The 19,957-nt window shown below is 66.6% G+C and carries 17 protein-coding genes and 2 pseudogenes; 13 read left to right on the plus strand and 6 right to left on the minus strand.

Annotation, left to right across the window (positions count from 1 at the left end):
- The 3 genes and pseudogenes from IMX13_RS06140 to IMX13_RS18870 all read left to right on the plus strand — a co-directional run.
- Entirely contained in the window at positions 1-354 is a 354-nt protein-coding gene (locus IMX13_RS06140) for an SH3 domain-containing protein (RefSeq protein WP_193396016.1), read from the plus strand.
- Positions 351-1,736: a dihydrolipoamide acetyltransferase family protein gene (locus tag IMX13_RS06145; RefSeq protein ID WP_053519855.1), complete on the plus strand. Its 1,386-nt coding sequence runs from the start codon at positions 351-353 to the stop codon at positions 1,734-1,736. The genes IMX13_RS06140 and IMX13_RS06145 overlap by 4 nt, the downstream gene beginning before the upstream one ends.
- A 121-nt stretch (positions 1,737-1,857) precedes the next feature.
- A pseudogene (locus tag IMX13_RS18870) lies at positions 1,858-2,130 on the plus strand (Arm DNA-binding domain-containing protein); the annotation flags it as partial.
- 138 nt (positions 2,131-2,268) lie between these two features.
- Here the strand turns inward: IMX13_RS18870 and IMX13_RS06150 are convergent.
- Positions 2,269-3,174: a LysR family transcriptional regulator gene (locus tag IMX13_RS06150; protein WP_227255314.1), complete on the minus strand. Its 906-nt coding sequence runs from the start codon at positions 3,172-3,174 to the stop codon at positions 2,269-2,271.
- 252 nt (positions 3,175-3,426) lie between these two features.
- Between IMX13_RS06150 and IMX13_RS06155 the strand changes: the two genes are divergently transcribed.
- The 4 genes from IMX13_RS06155 (at position 3,427) to IMX13_RS18880 (ending at position 6,499) form a co-directional block, all read left to right on the plus strand.
- Positions 3,427-4,224 carry an NAD(P)-binding domain-containing protein gene (locus tag IMX13_RS06155; RefSeq protein WP_193396017.1) on the plus strand — a complete coding sequence of 266 codons (798 nt, stop codon included), beginning with the start codon at positions 3,427-3,429 and terminating at the stop codon, positions 4,222-4,224.
- A 92-nt stretch (positions 4,225-4,316) separates the two neighbouring features.
- Positions 4,317-5,189, plus strand: coding sequence for an NADPH-dependent F420 reductase (locus tag IMX13_RS06160; RefSeq protein ID WP_227255315.1), 873 nt, complete (start codon positions 4,317-4,319; stop codon positions 5,187-5,189).
- A 64-nt stretch (positions 5,190-5,253) separates the two neighbouring features.
- Positions 5,254-6,021 carry an SDR family oxidoreductase gene (locus IMX13_RS06165; RefSeq protein WP_193396018.1) on the plus strand — a complete coding sequence of 256 codons (768 nt, stop codon included), beginning with the start codon at positions 5,254-5,256 and terminating at the stop codon, positions 6,019-6,021.
- A 295-nt stretch (positions 6,022-6,316) separates the two neighbouring features.
- The gene (locus IMX13_RS18880; RefSeq protein ID WP_227255340.1) at positions 6,317-6,499 is read left to right on the plus strand and encodes a hypothetical protein; all 183 of its coding nucleotides are present in this window, start codon (positions 6,317-6,319) and stop codon (positions 6,497-6,499) included.
- On the opposite strand, the pseudogene IMX13_RS18885 reads toward IMX13_RS18880, so the two are convergent.
- Together IMX13_RS18885 and IMX13_RS06175 are read right to left on the minus strand one after the other, a co-directional pair.
- Positions 6,481-6,665, minus strand: a pseudogene (locus tag IMX13_RS18885) (HTH domain-containing protein); the annotation flags it as partial. The gene IMX13_RS18880 and the pseudogene IMX13_RS18885 sit on opposite strands and share 19 nt — an antisense overlap.
- A complete protein-coding gene (locus IMX13_RS06175; RefSeq protein WP_053519858.1) occupies positions 6,665-7,300 on the minus strand; it encodes an NAD-dependent dehydratase in 636 nt (211 codons plus the stop codon). The gene IMX13_RS06175 and the pseudogene IMX13_RS18885, both read right to left, overlap by 1 nt.
- A gap of 105 nt (positions 7,301-7,405) precedes the next feature.
- Between IMX13_RS06175 and IMX13_RS06180 the strand changes: the two genes are divergently transcribed.
- Positions 7,406-8,932 carry a GGDEF domain-containing protein gene (locus IMX13_RS06180; RefSeq protein WP_193396019.1) on the plus strand — a complete coding sequence of 509 codons (1,527 nt, stop codon included), beginning with the start codon at positions 7,406-7,408 and terminating at the stop codon, positions 8,930-8,932.
- Between the two features lie 52 nt (positions 8,933-8,984).
- Here the strand turns inward: IMX13_RS06180 and IMX13_RS06185 are convergent, their stop codons facing one another.
- On the minus strand, positions 8,985-9,911 hold the full coding sequence (locus tag IMX13_RS06185) for a DUF808 domain-containing protein (protein ID WP_193396020.1): 927 nt from the start codon (positions 9,909-9,911) through the stop codon (positions 8,985-8,987).
- 210 nt (positions 9,912-10,121) lie between these two features.
- Between IMX13_RS06185 and IMX13_RS06190 the strand changes: the two genes are divergently transcribed.
- Entirely contained in the window at positions 10,122-11,765 is a 1,644-nt protein-coding gene (locus tag IMX13_RS06190) for an AarF/UbiB family protein (protein WP_227255316.1), read from the plus strand.
- Between the two features lie 283 nt (positions 11,766-12,048).
- Positions 12,049-14,154 carry a phosphoglycerol transferase I gene (locus IMX13_RS06195; protein ID WP_193396021.1) on the plus strand — a complete coding sequence of 702 codons (2,106 nt, stop codon included), beginning with the start codon at positions 12,049-12,051 and terminating at the stop codon, positions 14,152-14,154.
- A 444-nt stretch (positions 14,155-14,598) separates the two neighbouring features.
- Here the strand turns inward: IMX13_RS06195 and IMX13_RS06200 are convergent, their stop codons facing one another.
- Both IMX13_RS06200 and IMX13_RS06205 read right to left on the minus strand, forming a co-directional pair.
- Positions 14,599-17,019 carry a DUF3772 domain-containing protein gene (locus tag IMX13_RS06200; RefSeq protein WP_193396022.1) on the minus strand — a complete coding sequence of 807 codons (2,421 nt, stop codon included), beginning with the start codon at positions 17,017-17,019 and terminating at the stop codon, positions 14,599-14,601.
- 113 nt (positions 17,020-17,132) lie between these two features.
- The gene (locus IMX13_RS06205; RefSeq protein WP_053520409.1) at positions 17,133-17,381 is read right to left on the minus strand and encodes a hypothetical protein; all 249 of its coding nucleotides are present in this window, start codon (positions 17,379-17,381) and stop codon (positions 17,133-17,135) included.
- Positions 17,382-17,563: 182 nt separating this feature from the next.
- On the opposite strand from IMX13_RS06205, the gene IMX13_RS06210 reads away from it, so the two are divergent.
- The 3 genes from IMX13_RS06210 to IMX13_RS06220 all read left to right on the plus strand — a co-directional run bounded on the left by IMX13_RS06210 (position 17,564) and on the right by IMX13_RS06220 (position 19,884).
- Positions 17,564-18,058, plus strand: a complete 495-nt coding sequence (locus tag IMX13_RS06210; RefSeq protein WP_053520408.1) for a lipocalin family protein — start codon at positions 17,564-17,566, stop codon at positions 18,056-18,058.
- Between the two features lie 9 nt (positions 18,059-18,067).
- Complete coding sequence (locus tag IMX13_RS06215) at positions 18,068-19,276, plus strand: FAD-dependent oxidoreductase (protein WP_193396023.1); 1,209 nt, start codon at positions 18,068-18,070, stop codon at positions 19,274-19,276.
- 125 nt (positions 19,277-19,401) lie between these two features.
- Positions 19,402-19,884 carry a hypothetical protein gene (locus IMX13_RS06220; protein ID WP_074900053.1) on the plus strand — a complete coding sequence of 161 codons (483 nt, stop codon included), beginning with the start codon at positions 19,402-19,404 and terminating at the stop codon, positions 19,882-19,884.
- Positions 19,885-19,957: the final 73 nt, after the last annotated feature.

Consider the following 19,957-nt stretch of genomic DNA (forward strand, 5'->3'; position numbering starts at 1 on the left):
ATGCGGGCCCGCCTCCTTGGGGCTTACCGCAGCCAGTATCCCACCCCGCTCCGGTTCCGCACCGGCCAGATCGTCGAAGTAGGCGTACGTGACGAGGAATGGCCGGCGTTTGCCTGGGTACGCACCAGCGATGGACGCGCCGGCTGGGCGCCCGTCGCCTGGCTGCAACTGCTGGACGACGGTCGCGCCGAAGCCCTGCGCGATTACGACGCCCGCGAGCTGGATGTGGAAAGCGGCGAGATGGTCAAGCTGCATCACGAACACGGCGGATGGTGGTGGTCCGAGCGCGCCAATGGTGCGACGGGCTGGCTGCCGGCCCGCGAACTGGAACTGCTGGAAGAGAACTGCAAATGAGCCAGACCAAGAATTTCAACCTGCCCGACCTGGGCGAAGGCCTGCCGGACGCGACCATCGTCGAGTGGTTCGTGAAGGAAGGCGATGTGATCAAGCTGGACGAGCCGCTGGTGTCGATGGAGACCGCCAAGGCCGTGGTGGAAGTGCCGTCGCCGGTCTCCGGCAAGGTGCTGAAGCTGTCCGGTGCGGCCGGTGACATCATTCCGACCGGCTCGGTGCTGGCCAGCTTCGAGATCGACCCGAACCTGCCGCAGCGTGCCGATGGCCAGGACACCGGCCACAGCCACGGCCATGCGCCGGCACCGGCTGCGGCCGCAGCACCGACCCCGCCGCCGCTGCCGACTCCGGCACCGGCCGCCGCCGAGGACGCCAAGGCCGAGCGCGATGACGCCGGCACGGTGGTCGGCGCGATGCAGAGCTCCAATGCCGTGCACACCGAGCAGGCGCTGGCCGTCGGTGGCGTCAAGGCCGTACCGGCGGTGCGTGCGATGGCCCGCAAGCTGGGCGTGGACCTGAGCCGCGTGCGCGCCACCGGCAGCGATGGCGCGGTGACCATGGCCGACGTCAAGCAGGCCGCCGCCAACGGCACCGCCAAGCTCGGCGCCGCGCCGGCCCCGGCTGCCGCTGCGGCCTATGCCGCGCCGGCCCCGGCGCAGGTGTCTGCGCCGGTACAGAACGAAACCCGCACCCCCTTGTCTGCGGCGGGCAAGCCGATGCGCACGCAACCGCCGGGCGTGGTCGCCAAGGGCCAGCCGGAACCGCTGAAGGGCGTGCGCCGCAACATGGCGCGGGTGATGGCCGATGCGCACAGCAAGGTCGTACCGACCACGCTCAACGACGACGCCGACATCCATGCCTGGCTGCCCGGCAACGACGTCACCGCCCGCCTGGTGCGTGCCATCGTGGTTGCCGCGCAGAAGGTGCCGGCGATGAACGCCTGGTTCGATGGCGAAGCGCTGACCCGCACCCTGCACGCGCAGGTGGACATCGGCATCGCCGTGGACACCGACGACGGCCTGTTCGTGCCGGCCCTGCGCAACGCCGACATGCTGGACGCCCGTGGCATCCGCGAGGGCGTGAACCGCCTGCGCGAGCAGGTGGAAGCGCGCTCGATCGCGGCCTCGGAACTGAGTGGCTACACCATCTCGCTGTCCAACTTCGGCATGTTCGCCGGCCGCTACGCGACCCCGGTCGTGGTGCCGCCGTGCGTGGCCATCGTCGGTGCCGGCCGTGCCCGCCATCAGATGACCCCGGTGATGGGCGGCGTGGAAGCGCACAAGGTCATCCCGCTGTCGGTCACCTTCGACCACCGCGCAGCCACCGGCGGCGAAGCTGCCCGCTTCCTGCGCGCGATGATGGACGACCTGGCCCTGGCCAGCTGATGGGATGGGTGCCAACTGTTGGTTGGCACATCATTGGACGAAGCGCCGGGCACTGCCCGGCGTTTTTTTGTTTCACGATGCCCCCAGCTCAGCACTTCGCTGGACTACGCCAAGGCTCCAAATCCGCAGTGATGCGGCGAAGCTCCAGGCGCTGACCGTCCAACTCCGGGACACCGTGGTACCCGGCCTTCTTCGCAAGATTACCCGACAGGCCGCCGGGTGTTCATGTTTCAGTACCGCTCGAACGCCGGCGAGCGGCGCAAAACCCGCCCTGCCCTGATACTGGGAACTGACCGTCGAACAGGCCCGTGCCTTGGCGCAGGAGTGGTTAGCAGAGGTTCGCTGGGGAAGCGATTCGAGCGCAGCCAAGAACGCCGCCCGCAAGGCACCGACTCCGCAATCGGGAACTGGCGCAAGCCGCCAATGACATTGCCGCCGACACCGGACTGACGCATCGGCCCGTCACCGACGGTCGCGGTGGCGTATCGTGAGAGCGTGGGCGGCAATGCGGGCCAGCCATCTGATCTGCCACTCACTGTGCGCCGCCACCCTCCTTGAACGCACTTAGGCAGAGATCCACGAAGCTACGCACTTTGGGATCCATATAGCGGCTCGACGCGAATACGGCGTGGACAGGCGCCGGAACCTCTGCCCAGCCGGGAAGCACGCAAGACAGCGTGCCAGCTGCCACATAGGGTTCAGCCATGAAACGCGGCAAGTGCGTGATCCCGAGTCCTGCAAGCGCGAGGTTCTTCGCGGCGATCGTGCTGTTGACTGCACAGCGCGGGGATGCCGTGACCTTCTCGGTGTTCTCACCATTTACCAGGGCCCAATTGGAGCGCCCCCGCGTCGTCTTCATGATCAGGTTGTGGCGCTTCAGGTCGCCGACGGCGGAAAGCACCGGCCCGCGCTTCAGATAGCCAGGGGCCGCATACAGCCCGTAAGACACCTCGCCGAGTTTGCGCGCCGAGAGCCCCGAATCCTCAAGCGCGCCAACACGGATGGCGACGTCGAAGCCTTCATGGATGATATCGACCAGACGGTTCGTGTATTCCGCTTCCACCGTCACTTTCGGGGCCGTTCGCAGAAACGCTGCGATCCATCCGTCCACGATCATCGTTCCGAACTCGGATCCAGCCGTGAGCTTGAGCAGTCCTTTGGGCTCCCTGGACTGCTGCGCTACCGCCGCCTCCGCTGCTTCGGCGGCGGTCAGGATGCACATGGCGCGCTCGAAGTAATCGCGCCCGACCTCGGTCACACTGAGGCGCCGTGTCGAGCGGGTGAGGAGCTGTGCGCCGAGCTTCTTCTCCATGCGACTGACGATGCGGCTGATACGCGCCTTGTCGGTGCCCAGCCGATCCGCAGCCGTCGTGAAAGAGCCGTCGGTCACAACCGCCACGAAGACGCGCATCTCGGGCAGATCGATTGATGTATTCATGGACAACAGTATTTGACTTATCCATATATTTATCAATCAAAAGCGTAAGTCCATAGTCCGATTCATGCAACACGTCGCACTCAATGAAATCAGCGGCGGCACTGACTCGCTGCGGTTGTGAGCGTCACGGCGATCGAGACGCTCACCGCCCTGACGTTCGAACGACTTGCTTGCATCGCGGCGCGCTCAGGCGTGCGTCCCATGAAACCTGTCGGCGGATTCCCGCCGTTCTCCCATAGAAGGAATGCGAAGATGACTCAAACAATCGGAATCATTGGCTCCGGCCTCGTCGGAAAGGCCGTTGCGCGCCTCGCGATCGCAGCGGGCTACAAGGTGGTGATCAGCAACTCCCGCGGCGCGGACACCCTCAAGGAGCTGATCGAGGAACTTGGTCCGCTGGCGAGCGCCGGCACCACCGAGGAGGCCATCGCGGCGGGTGACATCGTCACGCTCTCGATCCCGATCGCCGCCTCCGAGCAGCTGCCCGTCGGCAAGTTCGCGGGCAAAGTCGTACTCGACCAGACGAACTACTATCCCGCGTTCGGCAACAACGACGTTCTCGACAAGGGGGAGCTGACCTCAAGTGGGCTGATCCAGCGGCGTTTGCCGGGAGCAAAGGTCGTCAAGGGCCTTCACAACCTCAGCTGGCTCCACATGAAGGCCAACGCGACGCCGAAGGGATCGGCGAGCCGCACGACGCTGCCGATCGCAGGTGACGACGCCGGAGCGAAGCAGGCGGTGACCGAGTTCTTCGACAACATCGGCTTCGATACCATCGATGCGGGCTCGCTCGCAGACAGCTGGCGCATTGAACCGAGCACGCCCATCTACTTCTGGCGCTATGCTCCGACGGTAGATCTGAAAGCGACGGGCGAAGAAGCCGAGCGCGCCTACACGCAGCCCGGCACGCCCGTGTCGCGCGAAGATGCTCAGCGCTTGATCAACGAGGCAAAGCGCCCGTCACCGATCGGCGGCACGTTCGAGGGCATGCCGCAGGTCCACGTCGACCTCTTCATGGCCCAGGCAAGCGCCGCGACCGTCAAGAAGTAAAGCCTCTACATCGGGCGCCCTTGCGGGCGCCCGATGACCGTTCACAGCCTCTGGCCGATACGGTGCGCCTGGCCCGACAGACAAGTGGAACCATGCAACTGGCGCCTCTCGCCGTGCCGATGATTGCCACTCGTGTGGCCTCGTTCCAATCGTTTATTGATGCGCATAAAGACAACTGTCTGTCGTTTTGTCTGCCATTTATCTATTTTTCAATCATCCCTAGAGTAGTGCTTTCAACGCGCTACCGGGAAGCTCGAAAGCAGATGAAGATAGGAATCTTGAATGCTGGCAATGTCGGCAGTCGCCTAGCGCGAGCCTGGGCAACCGCAGGTCATGACCTCGTCATTGCGAAGGACGGCGAGGATCGCAAGATCGCACCGCTGCTGGCAGAACTGGGCGATCAGGCCCGGCTCGGCACGATCCGGGAGGCCGCCGAGTTCGGCGAGGCCGTTCTGTTCTCCGTCTACTGGCCGCGGGTCGACGCGATCGTCAGCGAAGTGGGCGACGCGCTCGATGGCAAGACCGTCATCGACACCATGAATCCGCTCGGCGTCACCGCTGAGTTCCAGCATTTCCACGAGCTGGACTTCATGCGCGACAACTCGACCTCCGAGGTTCTGCAACAACGCTTGCCGAAGGCTCGTATCGTCAAGGCGTTCAATCTGCTGGGATCGCCATTGCTCGAGGCCGCAGCGTGGTCGAAGTCGCCGGTGCAGCCCAACGTCTTCTATGTCAGCGACGACGCTTCGGCCGGGCAGGTGACGCGCGGTCTGATCGCTGATGCCGGTTTCAAACCCATCAACGCCGGCCGCCTCAAAGGCGCCCGGCAACTGGAGCAGGCCGGCGTCCTGCTGCACCACATTGCCGAGCATGAATATGCCGGGGACGCGGAGGGTCTTGTCCGGCTGGCGCTGTCGGTCATCGAGGCAAACCCCGGCCCGATCGCACGCGAACGGATCACCTGAGCCACCTCGCAATCCGATCCGCCAGGCCACTGAAATCACACTTTGCTTTACCCAGGAGAATCTCATGTCCCAGTCCCTCAATGGCAAAACCGCACTCGTCACTGGCGGATCGCGCGGCATCGGTCGCGCGATTGCCGAGCGGCTTGCGGCCAACGGTGCGACCGTTGCCATCACCTACAACACAAGCAGCGCAGGCGCGGAAGAAGTGGTTGCGACCATCGAGAAAGCGCGCGGCAACGCCTTCGCACTTCACGCCGACCTGGTTGATGCCGCGGCGATCCCGGCACTGTTCGAGGCGCTCGACCACGAGTTCACTGCAAGGAAGGGCAGCAAGGCGCTCGACATTCTGGTCAACAACGCCGGCAACCCAGGCTGGGGCGGTCTTGCCGATGCGACGCCGGACGCTTGGAACACGATGTTCGCGGTTCACGCCCGCGCACCGTTCTTCGTCGTTCAATCCGCGCTGAGCCGTCTCTCCGATGGTGGTCGGATCATCAATATGTCCTCCGGACTGGCCACGCGCCCATTGCCGGCCGTCCCCATCTACTCCATGGCCAAGGCGGCCATCAGCAACCTGACCCATGCGCTGGCGATGGAACTGGGGCCGCGCGGAATCACGGTGAACGCCGTGGCGCCGGGTTGGACGCGAACAGACATGAACGCCACTGTCCGCGAAAACGCCGACATGGTGAAGGCCATCGAAGCCGATACCGCGCTGGGACGCTTTGGCGAAACCTCGGACATCGCCGCAGTCGTGGCCTTCCTTGCCTCCGATGAAGGTCGTTGGGTGACTGCCCAGGTGATCGAGGCGAGCGGCGGCTACAAGCTCTGATTCCGCCTGGGCGGATAAGGCGTGACGCTGCCGGCGCTTGTCGCGGGCAAGTCAAACTGACCTCCGTCAAAACCGACCAGCGAAATGCGAGTTCCCTCATGGATATCGGAATCATAGGAGCCGGGGAGATCGGAGGCTCGCTGACGCGCCGGCTGTCGAAACTGGGCCACAAGGTGTCCGTCGCCAACTCGCGCGGCCCGGATTCGCTTGCCGAGCTTGCCGCCGAAACCGGCGCCACGGCGGTCACCGTCTCCGAGGCAGCCCGTAACGGCGAGATCGTTTTCGTCGCCATACCGTGTGGAAGATCGCCGAACTGCCTAAGGATCTCTTCGACGGGATCGGCCCCGACACCGTCGTCGTCGATGCCGTCAACTACTATCCCCGGGAACGTGATGGCCGGATCGATGACATCGAAACGGGTATGGCTGAAAGTCGCTGGGTGGCAAATCAATTGGGACGGCCAGGCGCCAGCAGGTAGCCGACACCACTTCGCTATGCGGGTCAGAGCCCTGCGCGCGTCCCTTTGCGCGATACAACATGCGCAGACCGATACCCAGCGCATCGGCCAGCACCTGCCCGGCCACCGGCCGTCGATGGCGGCGCAGCAGCTGCAGCAGCTGGGTCAGGCGCAGCGCACGCGACATCAGCCGACCAGTGCGCTTGATGTCACCACGTGCTCACCCGGTTGCGGGGCCAGCGCGGCTCCGGTCAGTGCCTTGGCGATCTCGGCGGCTGGATTGATCCGCCATGCCCGCGGCAGTGCCGGCCCCAGGGCACCGAGCACCGCCAGTGCGAAACGCTCGCCACGACGGACCTCGGTGCGCTCGCCGCCGATCAGTCCAGGCCGCACCAGGGTCAGCGAGGCGAAGCCCAGCGCGCGCAGGTCACGCTCCAGCTCGCCCTTCACCCGGCTGTAGAAGATCGACGACTGCGGGTTGGCACCGGCGGCGGAATTCAATACATAGGTCTTCGCGCCCTGTGCCTGTGCGAGGCGGGCGAACGCCAGCGGATAGTCATGGTCGATGCGGTGGAAGGCCGCGCGGCTGCCGGCCTGGGCGATGGTGCTGCCCAGCGCGCAGATGACCGCGTCCACGCGCGCCCACTCAGGCGAGGCCGGCAGCGCGTCAAAGGCCAGCACCGGGTTCTCCAGCTTCCCATGGGTCAACGCCAGCGGACGCCGGGTGGGCGCGATCACGGCGCTGCAGCGCGGGTCGTCCAGCAACCCGGGCAGGGTCAGCCCGCCGACCAGGCCGGTCGCCCCCAGCAACATCACGCGCATCACCACCTCCCGTGCGGCATCCTGTCGCCCATCCTAGCCGTTCAAGCCATCGGCAGCCGCGCCGATATGCTGGAACCAGACCCTGCCAGCCCCAGGATTCGCTCCATGACGGACCACCCCGACCCGCGCCCCGCCCCCGGCACCGCCCTCGGTCCGCCGGCACGCGTGCGCGCGGGTGAGGGCGAGCGCGTGGTCCTGCAGGGCGGCAGCAGCGCAAGCCTGCAACGGCTCTTTGCCGGTGCCGATGCGCCGGAGCCGCTGCTGGCCGCGTTCGCCAATGGCATGGCGACGCTGCCGGGCGAACTGGGCGACATGGGTGATCGCCTGCAGTCCGCGCAGGCCAGCGCCGACTGGCCACGCTACGGGCGGGCGATGCGGCAACTGATCGACAAGTACATCCGCACCATCGATCAGCATTCGCCGGATGGGCAGCCCGACAGCCTGCGCCTGTCCGAACAGCTGCGCATGCTGCTGGGCGGCGCGGTAGTGGCGCTGCTGCAGCACGACCCGGACCTGCGCGAGCAGGCGCAGGCGCTGTCCCTTCGCCTGCGCCACTGGCAGCCGGGCAGCGCCCTGGAGCCGATCGAGCAGGGTGTGCGCGAGCTCGGCCATCAGATCGGCGTGCGTGCTGGCAGCTGGCAGGAACAGCAGGCGCTGCTGCTGGAGCTGTTCGCACTGCTGCTGGAGAATGTGAGCGAACTGCTGGACGATCGCAGCTGGCTGCAGGGCCAGATCGCGGCGGTGCGGCAACTGCTGTCCGGCCCGCTGCAGGCCGAGGCCGTTGAACGAACGCGTGCCGAGCTGCGCGAGGTGATCTACCGGCAGGGCCTGCTGCGCCAGGGCATCGACGACTCCAAGGCGGCGATGCGCGGACTGATGGGGGATTTCATCGAACGCATGGATGGCATGGCCACCAGCACCGGTGAATACCATGACCGTATCGGTAGCTACGCACTGCAGCTTCGCGAGGCGCGCAGCATCGCCGATCTGAACCAGCTGCTGCAGGAGGTGATGCGCGATACCGGCAAAGTGCAGCAGCAGGCCGCGCAGGCACGCGACCACCTGGCCGCCGCACGGCTGGATGTGGAGCGCGCTGAACAACGCATCGCCGAGCTGGAACAGGAACTGCGCATGGCCGGCGACCTCGCGCGCATCGATCCGCTGACCCAGGCACTGAACCGCCGGGGCCTGGACGAACTGCTGCAGCGCGAGCTGGCGCGCGCCGAACGCAACAACACGCCGCTGGGCGTGGCGGTGATCGATCTGGATGACTTCCACCAGACCAACAACGCGCATGGTCACGCCGGCGGTGACGCGCTGCTGCAGCACATGGTGGCGGTGTGCAGGCTGCTGCTGCGCGCCACCGATGGCATCGCGCGGCTGGGCGGCGACGAGTTCGTGCTGGTGCTGCCGGAGACCCCCGGTGCGGACAGCATGGCCACCGTGCAGCGCCTGCAGCGCTCACTGGCGCATCGGGTACTGACCGTGCAGGACCGGCGCGTGCCGGTGCATTTCAGTGCCGGACTGGCGCAATGGCAGCCCGGCGATGACAGCGAGGCGCTGCTGCGACGGGCCGACGAGGCGCTGTACGCGGCCAAGCGGCAGGGCAAGAACCGCGTGCAGGCGGGCTGAAGCGCTCCGCCGGGCATGGCCCGGCGCTACCGCCGCCCGTCCGGCGACGCGGCTACTTCCCGCGCAGCTTCTGGATGCCGGTCACCGCCGCCAGCACGATGGCGCCAGCGACGATACCCACCACCATGTTGGCAACCGCGCCGATCAGCCAGCCCCACTGGCCCTGGCCACCGAGCGCCTGCACCGCGTGGTGCAGCGCCGGCACGTTGTGCACCAGAATGCCGCCGCCGACCAGAAACATGGCCACGGTGCCGGCGATCGACAGGAACTTCATCAACCACGGCGCCGATGCGACCAGGCCGCGTCCGAACGCTGCGACCGCTCCGCCCTTGCCCGAGAGGTACAGGCCCGCGTCGTCCAGCTTGACGATGCCGGCAACCAGTCCGTAGACGAACACCGTCATCGCCAATGCGACCACCACCAGGGTGAGCACCTGCTGGGAGAACGAGGCGGCGGCAACCACGCCCAGTGTCAGGACGATGATCTCGGCAGAGAGGATGAAGTCGGTACGGATCGCACCTTTCACCTTGTCCTTCTCCCACGCCACCATGTCCACCTGCGCATCGGCCAGTGCCTTGCGCCGCTCGGCCTGGTGCTCGGCGTCCTCGTCCGCCGAATGCAGGAAACGGTGCGCCAGCTTTTCCACGCCCTCGAAGCAAAGGAATGCGCCACCGATCATCATCAGGGGCACGATCAGCGGCACGTTCCAGCCACGACCATGCAGCCAGGCTTCCAGGGCGCTGATCGCCAGCGCGGCCGGAACCAGGATCACCTTGTTGAGCAGCGAGCCTTTGGCCACCGCCCAGACCACAGGCAGTTCACGGTTGGCAGAAACACCGGTTACCTGCTGCGCGTTCAGCGCCAGGTCGTCGCCAAGCACACCGGCCGTCTTCTTCGCGGCCACCTTGGTCAGGATCGAGACGTCATCGAGCAGCGTCGCGATATCGTCGAGCAGGGCAAACAGGCTGGCACCGGCCATGGGGGTTCCAGGAGGGAGGATGGACGGATTCTGACCGATCCAACGGCCCGGGAGGAAGTGGATTCACCGCTTGCCTACCCTGCCCCGGCCAGACTGGCGAGGTGATCCCGTTCCGCCGGGCATGGCCCGGCACTACCGGTCGTTGTCCACAAGGAGTGCCGTTTGAACAATCCGCCCACCGCCACTGGCAATCCACCGCTGGTAAAAGGCATGAGCCGACGCAGCCAGATCCTGCGCCTGCTGATGCGCTACCGTCATTCGGGGGTGTTCTCCGGCATGAACCTGGACGCAGCCGGCAGCCAGGCCGAGGTGCCGGCCGACGGCAATCCCGAGCAGTTCGTCAGTGACCTGGAAGCGCTGGGGCCGACGTTCGTCAAGCTGGGCCAGATGCTGTCCACACGTCCAGACATGGTGCCGGTGGAGTTCGCCACGGCACTGGAGCGCATGCAGGAGAAGGTGGCCGAGATTCCGGTCGAACGCATCCATGCCATCGTCGAGCAGGAGCTGGGGGCACCGGTGAGCAAGCTGTTCGCGGCCTTCGACCCCGAGCCGCTGGGCTGCGCCTCGATCGCCCAGGTCCATCGTGCGGTGATGCATGACGGCCGGCAGGTCGCGGTGAAGGTGCAGAAGCCGGAGGTCGCCGCGCAGCTGCGTTCGGACCTGGAAGCGTTGCGCAGCTTCGCTCTGGCCGCCGATCACCTGACCCAGGTCGGCCGCCGGGTCCGCCTGCGCGACTGGCTCAACGAGTTCGCCAAGACCCTGATGCAGGAGCTGGATTACCACGCCGAGGCCGAGAACCTGGCCCGCTTCGGCCGCCATCTGCGGCCCTTCCGGCGCCTGTGGGTCCCGCAGCCGATCTGGGATTACAGCAGCCAGCGCGTGCTGACCATGGAGCTGGCCACCGGCGTTCGCGTGGACGCGATACCCGGCGTACGCCGTACCGAGCAGTCGATGGACCCGTTGGCAGCCGCGCTGATCCGGGGCTACCTGGACCAGATCTTCGTGCATGGCGAGATCCACGCCGATCCCCATCCGGGCAACCTGCGGGTGATGCCCGATGGTCGCCTCGCCATCTTCGATCTGGGCATGGTCGCGCACATGCCACCGCGGCTGCGCGAGCGCCTGCTGAAGATCCTGTTCGCCGCCGTCGATGGCCGCGGCGAAGAAGTGGCGGACGATCTGATCAGCATCAGCACCCGGCTGGAAGCCTTCGACGAGGAGCGTTACCTGCGCGAGACCGGCCAGTTGATCGCGCGCTATGCCGCCAGCGGCAATTTCTCCGAGGGACGCGTGGTGCTGGACATGGTGCGCATCGCCACGGCCTGTGGATTGCGTACGCCGCCGGAACTGAGCCTGCTGGGCAAGGCGCTGCTGAACCTGGAGACGGTCTGCCGCCTGCTCGCGCCCGAACTGGACACGCGCCGCATCGTCGAACGCCAGCTGCAGCATGTGATGCGCGCGCGCCTGAAGAAGTCGCTGTCGGCCGCCAACCTCGCCAGCGAGGCGATGGAGCTGCAGCAGCTGCTGCGCGATGGGCCGCGCAAGCTGTCGGACATCATGGCCCTGCTGGCCGAGAACCGCCTGCAGATGAAGGTGACCGGGCTGGAGGAATCACGGCTGATGGAGAACCTGCAGAAGATCGCCAACCGCGTGGCGGCGGGCATCATCAGCGCAGCGCTGATTCTCGCCGCATCGCTGATGATGAAGCTCGATACCGGCTGGCATGTGTTCGGTTACCCGGCGATCGCGCTGGTGCTGATGCTGATCGGCGTGGCGTTGGGGCTGGGCATCGTCACCAGCGCGCTGTTGTTCGATCGGCGCGCGCGGGCACGCGAGGAACGCGGCCATCGATGAGCGGAGTGCGTGGTGCGCGACATGTGCACCTGCGCCATACGTCCATCTCCGAAGTGCCGCATTCATGCGGTTCTTAATGCAATCCAACGCGCGTTTTCACGCTCGTTTTACTTGATCGCGCTGTTACCGCACGCGGTCGATCAACAAACATTTCAGTCAGGTTCGTGCATGCACTATCGGGTCATCGGCCTGTCATGCACACATGCTAGCGGCAGCGCCGGTCGGATGGACACGCGTCGGTACGACGTCCATCGCACCACCCCGTTCACTGCCGAAGCCGCCTATGCTCTGGATCCTTCTGCTGTCGTTGTTGCTGCTGGCCTGGCTGTTCCTCGCTTCCGACAAATGGATGTGGTGGAAGGCCGGTTCGTTCTCACTGCTGTTGCTGGCGCTCAGCACGTGGTGGCTGATCGACAAGCTCTCCGGTGACGGACTCAACGCCGCCACGCTGTACCACCTGGGTGCGGACATGGAGGGTGCCGGCGTCGCCGACTTCAAGGGCTACATCGCCGGCTTCATCGTGCTGGCCCTGGTTTCGCTGCTGCCGCTGTTCGCCACGCGGGTCCGCCGCTGGCATCGGCCCGGACGGGGTGCGGCCTGGTTCGCCGGCTTCGCCGTCGCATGGGTGGTCACGCTCATGGTCAGTCCGCTGGCGCGCGACGGCCAGCGTCTTTACCAGCAGCTGCGACCGGTGGATTTCGCGCGCATCGCGCCGGAATACCAGGTGCCTACCCAGCCGTTGCAGCGGCCGCGCAACATCGTCTGGATCTACGGCGAAAGTCTTGAACGCACTTATCTGGACGAGAACGTGTTCCCCGGGTTGATGCCCAATCTCAATCGTCTGGCCGCCAGGTCGTTGGATGTGCGCGGCCTGGCATCGACCGAAGGCAGTGGCTGGACCATCGCCGGGCTGGTGGCATCGATGTGCGGCGTGCCGCTGACCACCTCGCAGGGCGATGAGAACAGCATGGACCGGATGGGCAGCTTCCTGCCCAAGGCCGTGTGCCTGGGCGATTACCTGAAGCAGCAGGGCTACACCAACCATTATCTGGGCGGCGCCAACGGCCAGTTCGCCGGCAAGGGCCAGTTCCTGGCCAGCCACGGCTTCGACGAAGTACATGATCTGGCGTGGTTCAAGCAGCAGAAGAAGATCGGGCGCATTCACTACTCTGCTTGGGGCGTACACGACGACGTGCTGCTGGACACCGCCTACCAGCGCTTCGAGCAGCTCTCGCGCGCCGGCGCACCGTTCATGCTGACCACGCTGACCATGGATACGCACCATCCCGCAGGCCACCTGCCGGTGTCGTGCAAGGGCGAACGCTACCAGAGCCAGTACGGCAACATCGGCCTGCTCAACGCGCTCAAATGCACCGACCGCCTGATCTCGCAGCTGGTCCAGCGCATCCAGGCCAGTCCGTACGGCAAGGACACGCTGATCGTGATCGCCTCGGACCATCTGGCGATGCCCAACGATCTCAGTCACGTGCTGGCCAGGCAGAAGCGCGAGAACCTGCTGCTGTTCCTCGGTGATGGCGTGGCGCCGCGCCAGCTGGCGGCGGAGAACGGCTCGACGCTGGACTCCGGCGCCACCCTGCTGGGCCTGCTCGATCCGGGCCTGCGCACGATGGGCTTCGGCCGCTCGCTGCTGGACGAAACACGTGCCCCCAGTGCCAGCGTCGCGGCGCGTCGCGATGGCGGCCGCGATTACCCGCAGTACCTGGCATTCGCCCGGTCGCTGTGGCTGGGCGAGCCGACGCGCGAACTGAGGATCGACAACGACGACCAGGTGGTGGTGGGCATGCAGCACGTGCAGCCGCCGGTCCTGCTGGAGTACGACAAGGACTGGGGCCTGAAGTCGGTGTATCTGGAGAACACGTCCCGCCAGTTCGACGATGCCGATCCGGACAACACCCTGGCCTATGTGGATCGCTGCACCGCATTCGAGGATGGGTCGGCCGACGGCGACTGGTGCGCCTTGCTGGTGAACCGCGACAACGGCATCAAGCTGTACCGCGACGACGACCTGCGTGGTGGCATCGCGGTGGACGCGCCGCTGGATGCGTTCCAGGGACCGCGCCCGAGCGTGCGCCAGGCCCACATGATCACCCAGAAGGGCCGCCGCACCCGCGCCGGCCAGTACATGCTGCAGCTGGTGGCAAGCACGCGCCCGGATCGCGGTTTCTGGATCGAGGCCGTGTCATCGCAGCGCAAGGTGGTGCTGGCCCAGCAGTGGGTCCAGCCTGATGCCGACGGCAAGATCAATGTGTCCTTCGGACTGGATCATGAAGTGGACGATCTGGAGATCCGCGCCTGGTTGAATCACGCCGAGAAGCTGGCCGTGGATACCTTCGCGCTGGTGCCTTCGCGCAGCCGACCGCGGGGATAGGGTTTTCCGCAGGGCTGCGCCCTGCACCCGCTACGAGCTGGAGCAAAGGCAACAGCAACAGCAAGAGCGCGCATTCCGTGGGATGGAGGGGCGGTGTAGGTTGTCAGGACACGCCGTAAACCCATCCATGGGGGCTCGATGGCGCCATCCATGGCGCCAACGGTCCTGCCAACCCACACCGCCCCACCTCTGACGGTTTCCGGCAGCCGTAGGTAGGTGCCGACCCCAAAAGCAGTTCCAGCAGATCGCGGAAATCTGTCGAAGGCGGGGTGGGTCCGGTTGCGGGGGCGTGAGCCGCATGGATGCGGCGACCGAGCTTACATGGACGTACTTGCAGCGGCCCCCGCAACCGGACCCACCCCGCCATCCCATGGAATGCTTGGTGTTGCTGTTGCTGTTGCTCCGGCCTCGGCAGGTGCAGGGCGCAGCCCTGCCGGGAATCCCCTACTGCTGGGGGTCGCGGGTGATGTGGATGTCCGTTGGCGTGGACAGCGGAATGTCCCGCTCCGCCAGGATCTGCAACAGACTGAAATACAGATCGCTGCGGGTGCCGTACACCTGCCGCGGGCTGGCCACGTAGGCGAAGCTGTTGATGGTGATCTGGCCGCCGGCAATGCCGTCGATGTATACCGTCGGCGCGGGCGTCTGCAGCACGCTGGTGTGCGCGCCATAGGCATCCAGCATGGCCTGCCGCAGGCCGGCGACGTCGGTGCTGGTCGGTACCGCGAACTGGATCTGGATGCGGCCCTGGTTGTTGCCCATCGTCATGTTGCGGATGGTCTTGGTGATCAGCTCCGAGTTGGGCACGATCAACGTGGACTTGTCGCCCACCTGGATCTCGGTCGAGCGCACATTGATGCGGCGGATGTCGCCTTCCTGGTCACCCAGCTTCACCCAGTCACCGATCTTCACCGGTCGCTCGGCCAGCAGGATCAGGCCGGAAACAAAATTCTGGGTGATCGCCTGCAGGCCGAAACCAATACCCACCGACAACGCACTGACCAGCAGCGCCAGCTTCTGCAGGTTCAGTCCCATCACCGTCAGGGCCCACAGTACTGCGATGATGATGCCAAGATAGCGGGCGACGGTGCTGATTGAATTGCGCGCGCCCAGATCCAGTTCGGTCTTGGGCAGGTAGGTGTCGGCCAGCCAGCGCTGCACCACCTGCATCACCCCCAGCCCGGCCAGCAGCACACCGATGGCCAGTACGATGCGGCCCGGCTCCAGCGTCAGGTCCTTGGCGATGGGAATGCCATTGGCCAGCGACGCGAAGCGCTCCACGATCGAGCCGACATTGCCGAAGGGCGCGGCCAGTGCCAGCAGCGCGATCAGGACCACGAAGGTGCGCAGCACCGCCGACAGCAGCACGCCGGCCTGCTCCAGCCTGGAGACGCTCAGGCCGGTGCTGAGCAGGATGGTCTGGCCAACCTTGCTGTCGGCGTTCAACAGCCAGGTGCAGAAATCATCGACGAACTTGAACAGCAGTGTGGCTGCCAGCACCACGATGCTGCCGCCGATCAACTGCTGGTTCACGAACTTGGCGAAGTTCACATAGCCCAGCAGCGTGGCGATGATCGCCGCCACCACCGCGATGTTGCCAGCCACGCGCGCCAGTACCAACCAACTGCTGCGGCGCACCGGCTGCTGTGCGCCGAGACCCTCGGCCTGCGCTTCCAGCTTCGCTTCGGCTTCGGCCGTCTGCCGCCGGTGCAGGCGTGCCAGGGTCACCAGCATGGCCATGATCAGGCCGAGGTAGGTCAGCGCAATCACGCCATCCAGTGCCACCGTGGTCACGTCGCTGGTGCGGGTGGCACGGTCGATGGCCACCAGCACGTTGCTCAGCCAGGCCAGCGCAGCGGCACCCCAGGCGTACTTGCGCAGCTTCAGCGCGGCGGTGTCATCCAGGTTCAGCAGCCGCCAGGAGGGGCGCCTGGGCATCAGCAGGCACGCGCTGAGCGCGGCGATGAAGGCCGCAGCGAAGGTCGCCGCCACCAGGCCATCGGCCACGTTCTGCAGGCGCGGGGCGATGCCGCCAATGGCATTCAGCGAAGCCACCAGCACCACCACCGCATAGCCCGGCAGCAGGGTGCCCACCAGCAGCAGCCACATGGCCAGGCCGGAACGGCGCAGGCGGCCGTCCGGCGCGCGTTCCGAGGCGGCAAACCGGCGCCCCAGCGCGCGCAGCCACAGGCGCAGCGGGAACATCATCACCAGTGCTGCGGCCAGGCCGAGCAGCAGGGTGCCCGAGCCGTGCGTGTCGATGGCCTTGGCCAGGGTGTCACGCCCCTGTTGCGCCAACGGCCGCACGCGGGCGATGTCATCGGGAAGCTGATCGGCCACCTGCCGCCAGAGCGACGGCGACAGCGGTGAATCGACCTTGCGGCCCAGTTCCTCGCTGATCTGCGCGGAACGTTGCTTGTCGATGTCCGCACTCAACTGCTGGGCACGCACCGCGATGGCTTTGGCCTGGGCCACCGAGGCGGCCAGGGCATCGCTCTCGCGGCTGAGCGTACGTCGCTGCGCGGCCAGGTCGGGGGGCTCGGTGGTGCCCTGCGGCGCTTCACCCAGCTGAGCCAGCTGCTCTTTGAGCTGGTCCAGCTGTGGCTGCAGGGACTTTTCCAGCGCCTCTGCATCCCGCTTGGCCTTCGAGGCGTCCTCTGAAAGCGTGCCGAGTGTTTCGGTGGCTTCGGCGTCGTCGCGCTTGCGCGCGATCTCCTTCAGCGTGCTGTCAATCTGTGCCAGCTGCTGCTTCGGCGTAGGCGCCTCGTTCTGCGCGAGCGCGGCCGCGGACAGCAGAAGGGCAGCACCCAGCAGCAGGCCCAGCCAGGGCCCGCGCGTGCGGATCGATTGCAGGAAGGAAGACACGCCAGATGCACACCGGTTCGCGCGGACCACCGCGCCTGCGCGCGACTATACGGCACGACCGGTCAAGGTCGGATGCCCGGGGCGGCACCGCCCGCGGCACCCGCCCCCGCGGTTCAGTACTTCAACCGCAGCTCCTCCACCGTCGGCTGCTGCAGCGCATACCAGTCCTGGAACTCTTCTTCGGTGATTTCGTCCGGGGCGTACACCGCCACCGGAGGCCAGTCGTGGTCGGTCGGCAGCGGCTGGCGCGGACCGGCGCGCAGGCTGTAGCTGACGCCCTCATAGTCCACCAGATCGTCAACCTGCGGCCATTGCTCGCGCGCGAACGCGGTTTCACTCTTCAACAGGATCACCTGGTACATCGGCACCTCCACTTCAGGTTGGATCGGAACACCCGGCGCTGGCGGCAGGATACCGCCGCGCCGATGACAGCGGGAATGACGCCGCGGCGACGCAATGTTCTGGACACCGCCATCGCTCCGGCTTCACCCGCTCGTGGCGAGGCCGTCGGCATCGTGGAGGCCCGTTCCCGCTGCGCCTGCCGATGACCGAACAGCTGCCACTGAAGACCGTCGCCGACCTCAAGCTGCCCCGCTACCTGGGCACCTGGTATGAGATCGCGCGCCTGCCCATGCGCCACGAGCCGGAAGGCTGCACCGATGTCTCGGCGCACTACAGCCTGCTCGACAACGGCAACGTCAGCGTCCACAACCGCTGCCGCATGGACGGCCAGGTCGAGGAGGCCAGCGGCGAAGCCTGCCCCGTCGACAACGACAGCGCGCGCCTGGAAGTGAGCTTCCTGCCCAAGGGCCTGCGCTGGCTGCCCTTCGCCAAGGGCGACTACTGGGTCATCCAGATCGCTCCGGACTACAGCGTGTCGCTGGTTGGCAGCCCCGATCGCCGCTACCTGTGGCTGCTGGCACGCGAGCCGAAGCTGGACGCCACCGTGCGGGACCATTATCTGGCCACGGCGCGGCTGCAGGGCTTCGATCTGTCCGAACTGATCCACACGCCGCACACCGGCCATCCCACCGCCTGACCCATCACCATGGACCTGAAAAGTGGCTATCCCTGGTGGGCCGTACGCAATGGCCTGATCCAGGCATTTCCCCCGCTGGAGGGCGACCTGCGCTGCGATGTGCTGGTGGTCGGCGGCGGCATCACCGGCGCACTGATCGCCGATGAGCTGTCAGGTCACGGTCACGAGGTCGCCCTGATCGAGCAGCGCGACATCGGTTGGGGCAGCACCGCCGCCAGCACCGCGCTGTTGCAGTACGAGATCGACACCCATCTGCTGGAACTGGCCCAGCGCTATGGCCACGACGCGGCCACGCTGGCCTACCGGGCCTGTGCCGAGGCGATCCCGGCACTGGGCGAAGTGGCGCGTGGCCTGAAGGACGTGGACTTCCGGCGCATGGACAGCCTGTACCTGGCCAGTCGCCACCGCGACGTGCCCCGCCTCATGGCCGAGGGCCAGGCACGACGCAGCGCCGGCCTGGACGCCCGTTGGCTGGGCCCGGAGGCGCTGGCGCAGCGCTTCGATGTGGACGCCGGCGGCGCATTGCTGACCCGGCAGGCAGCGCGGGTCGATCCTTACTGCCTCACCTATGGATTGCTGAAGCGGGTGCGCCAGCGCGGCGGCCACATTCACGATCGCACCGTGCTGCACACGCTGACGCCAGGCACACGGGGCGTAACCGCCCAGACCGAATCAGGCGCGACGATCCGCGCAGGCCACGTGGTGCTGGCGATGGGATACGCCAACCAGCGCTGGCTCTCGCAGCGCGTCGCACGCAACCGCAGCAGCTATGCCTTCATCACCGACCCTGTCGATGCCGCGGTGCTGGGCCCCCTGCAGCGCACGATGGTGTGGGAAAGCGCGCGCCCCTATCTGTACCTGCGGGCCACCGGCGACCGTCGCCTGCTGGTGGGCGGGCTGGACGATGCCATCGATATTCCGGCACGGCGCGACCGGCGGGTGGAAGGCAAGGCAGACAAGCTCATGAAGCAGCTGCTGCACTGGTTTCCCAAGCTCGACCCGGTACCGGCATTCTCATGGGCCGGTACCTTCGCCGAGACCGCCGACGGATTGCCGTTCTTCGGCCCGCATGAACAGTGGGGGCCGCGCGTGCACCTGGCAATGGCCTACGGCGGCAATGGCATCACCTATTCCATGATCGGCGCACAGCTGCTGCGGGCCCGCATCGAGCGGCGCAAGCATCCGCTGGCGGAGCTGTTCGGGTTCGGGCGGCTGTGACCTGCAGCCGGGCATGGCCCGGCTCTACCCCAATCCGGCGCCGACAGGCATCATTCAAGCACGCCCTGCTAGCGTCGGCCTGTAACGCCGCGTGTGGCGTGGTCCCTGTCCGCTGGAGCGCCAAGATGATCCGCCCCCTGACCCTGCTGTTGTGCCTGGCCCTGCCCGGGACCGTGCTCGCCCAGTCCGCTGCCGGCGCCACCGCACCGCAGGCATCCGGGTTGGACCTGACATTGCCGCAGGCGCCGATGCGTTACCTCAACGATCCGACGTTGCAGCAGGACCCGCCGGGCACCTACTACGGTGACAAGAGTGGCCCACGCGTGCACGACGATGCCCGCATCGCCGACGTGCAGGACGACAAGGTGAAGGTCTCCGGCAGTTTCACCACCGGCATCGGGTACTCCAAGCGGGGCGGCAACAGCCACTACAACGCCGCCACGCTGAATCTGAGCAAGAACTACACCACCGACGAGGGCAAGACCCGCGGGGTGAACCTCAACATCCACGTCAGCGAAGGCGAGGGCCCGGGGTTCTTCGGCCCGTATGGCGGCTACTACGGTCGCGGCCCCGGCTACTGGGACTACCCGCCGCCCTACGGCTGGTAAGCACCTGCGGGTAGCGCCGGGGCCAGCCCCGCGAGCGCCGCGCCTGCCTCAGGCCGCCGGGGAAGGCCCCGCG

Origin of the sequence: Stenotrophomonas sp. B2 (assembly GCF_014947095.1) — a bacterium.
In the GTDB taxonomy this organism is placed as follows: domain Bacteria; phylum Pseudomonadota; class Gammaproteobacteria; order Xanthomonadales; family Xanthomonadaceae; genus Stenotrophomonas; species Stenotrophomonas maltophilia_P.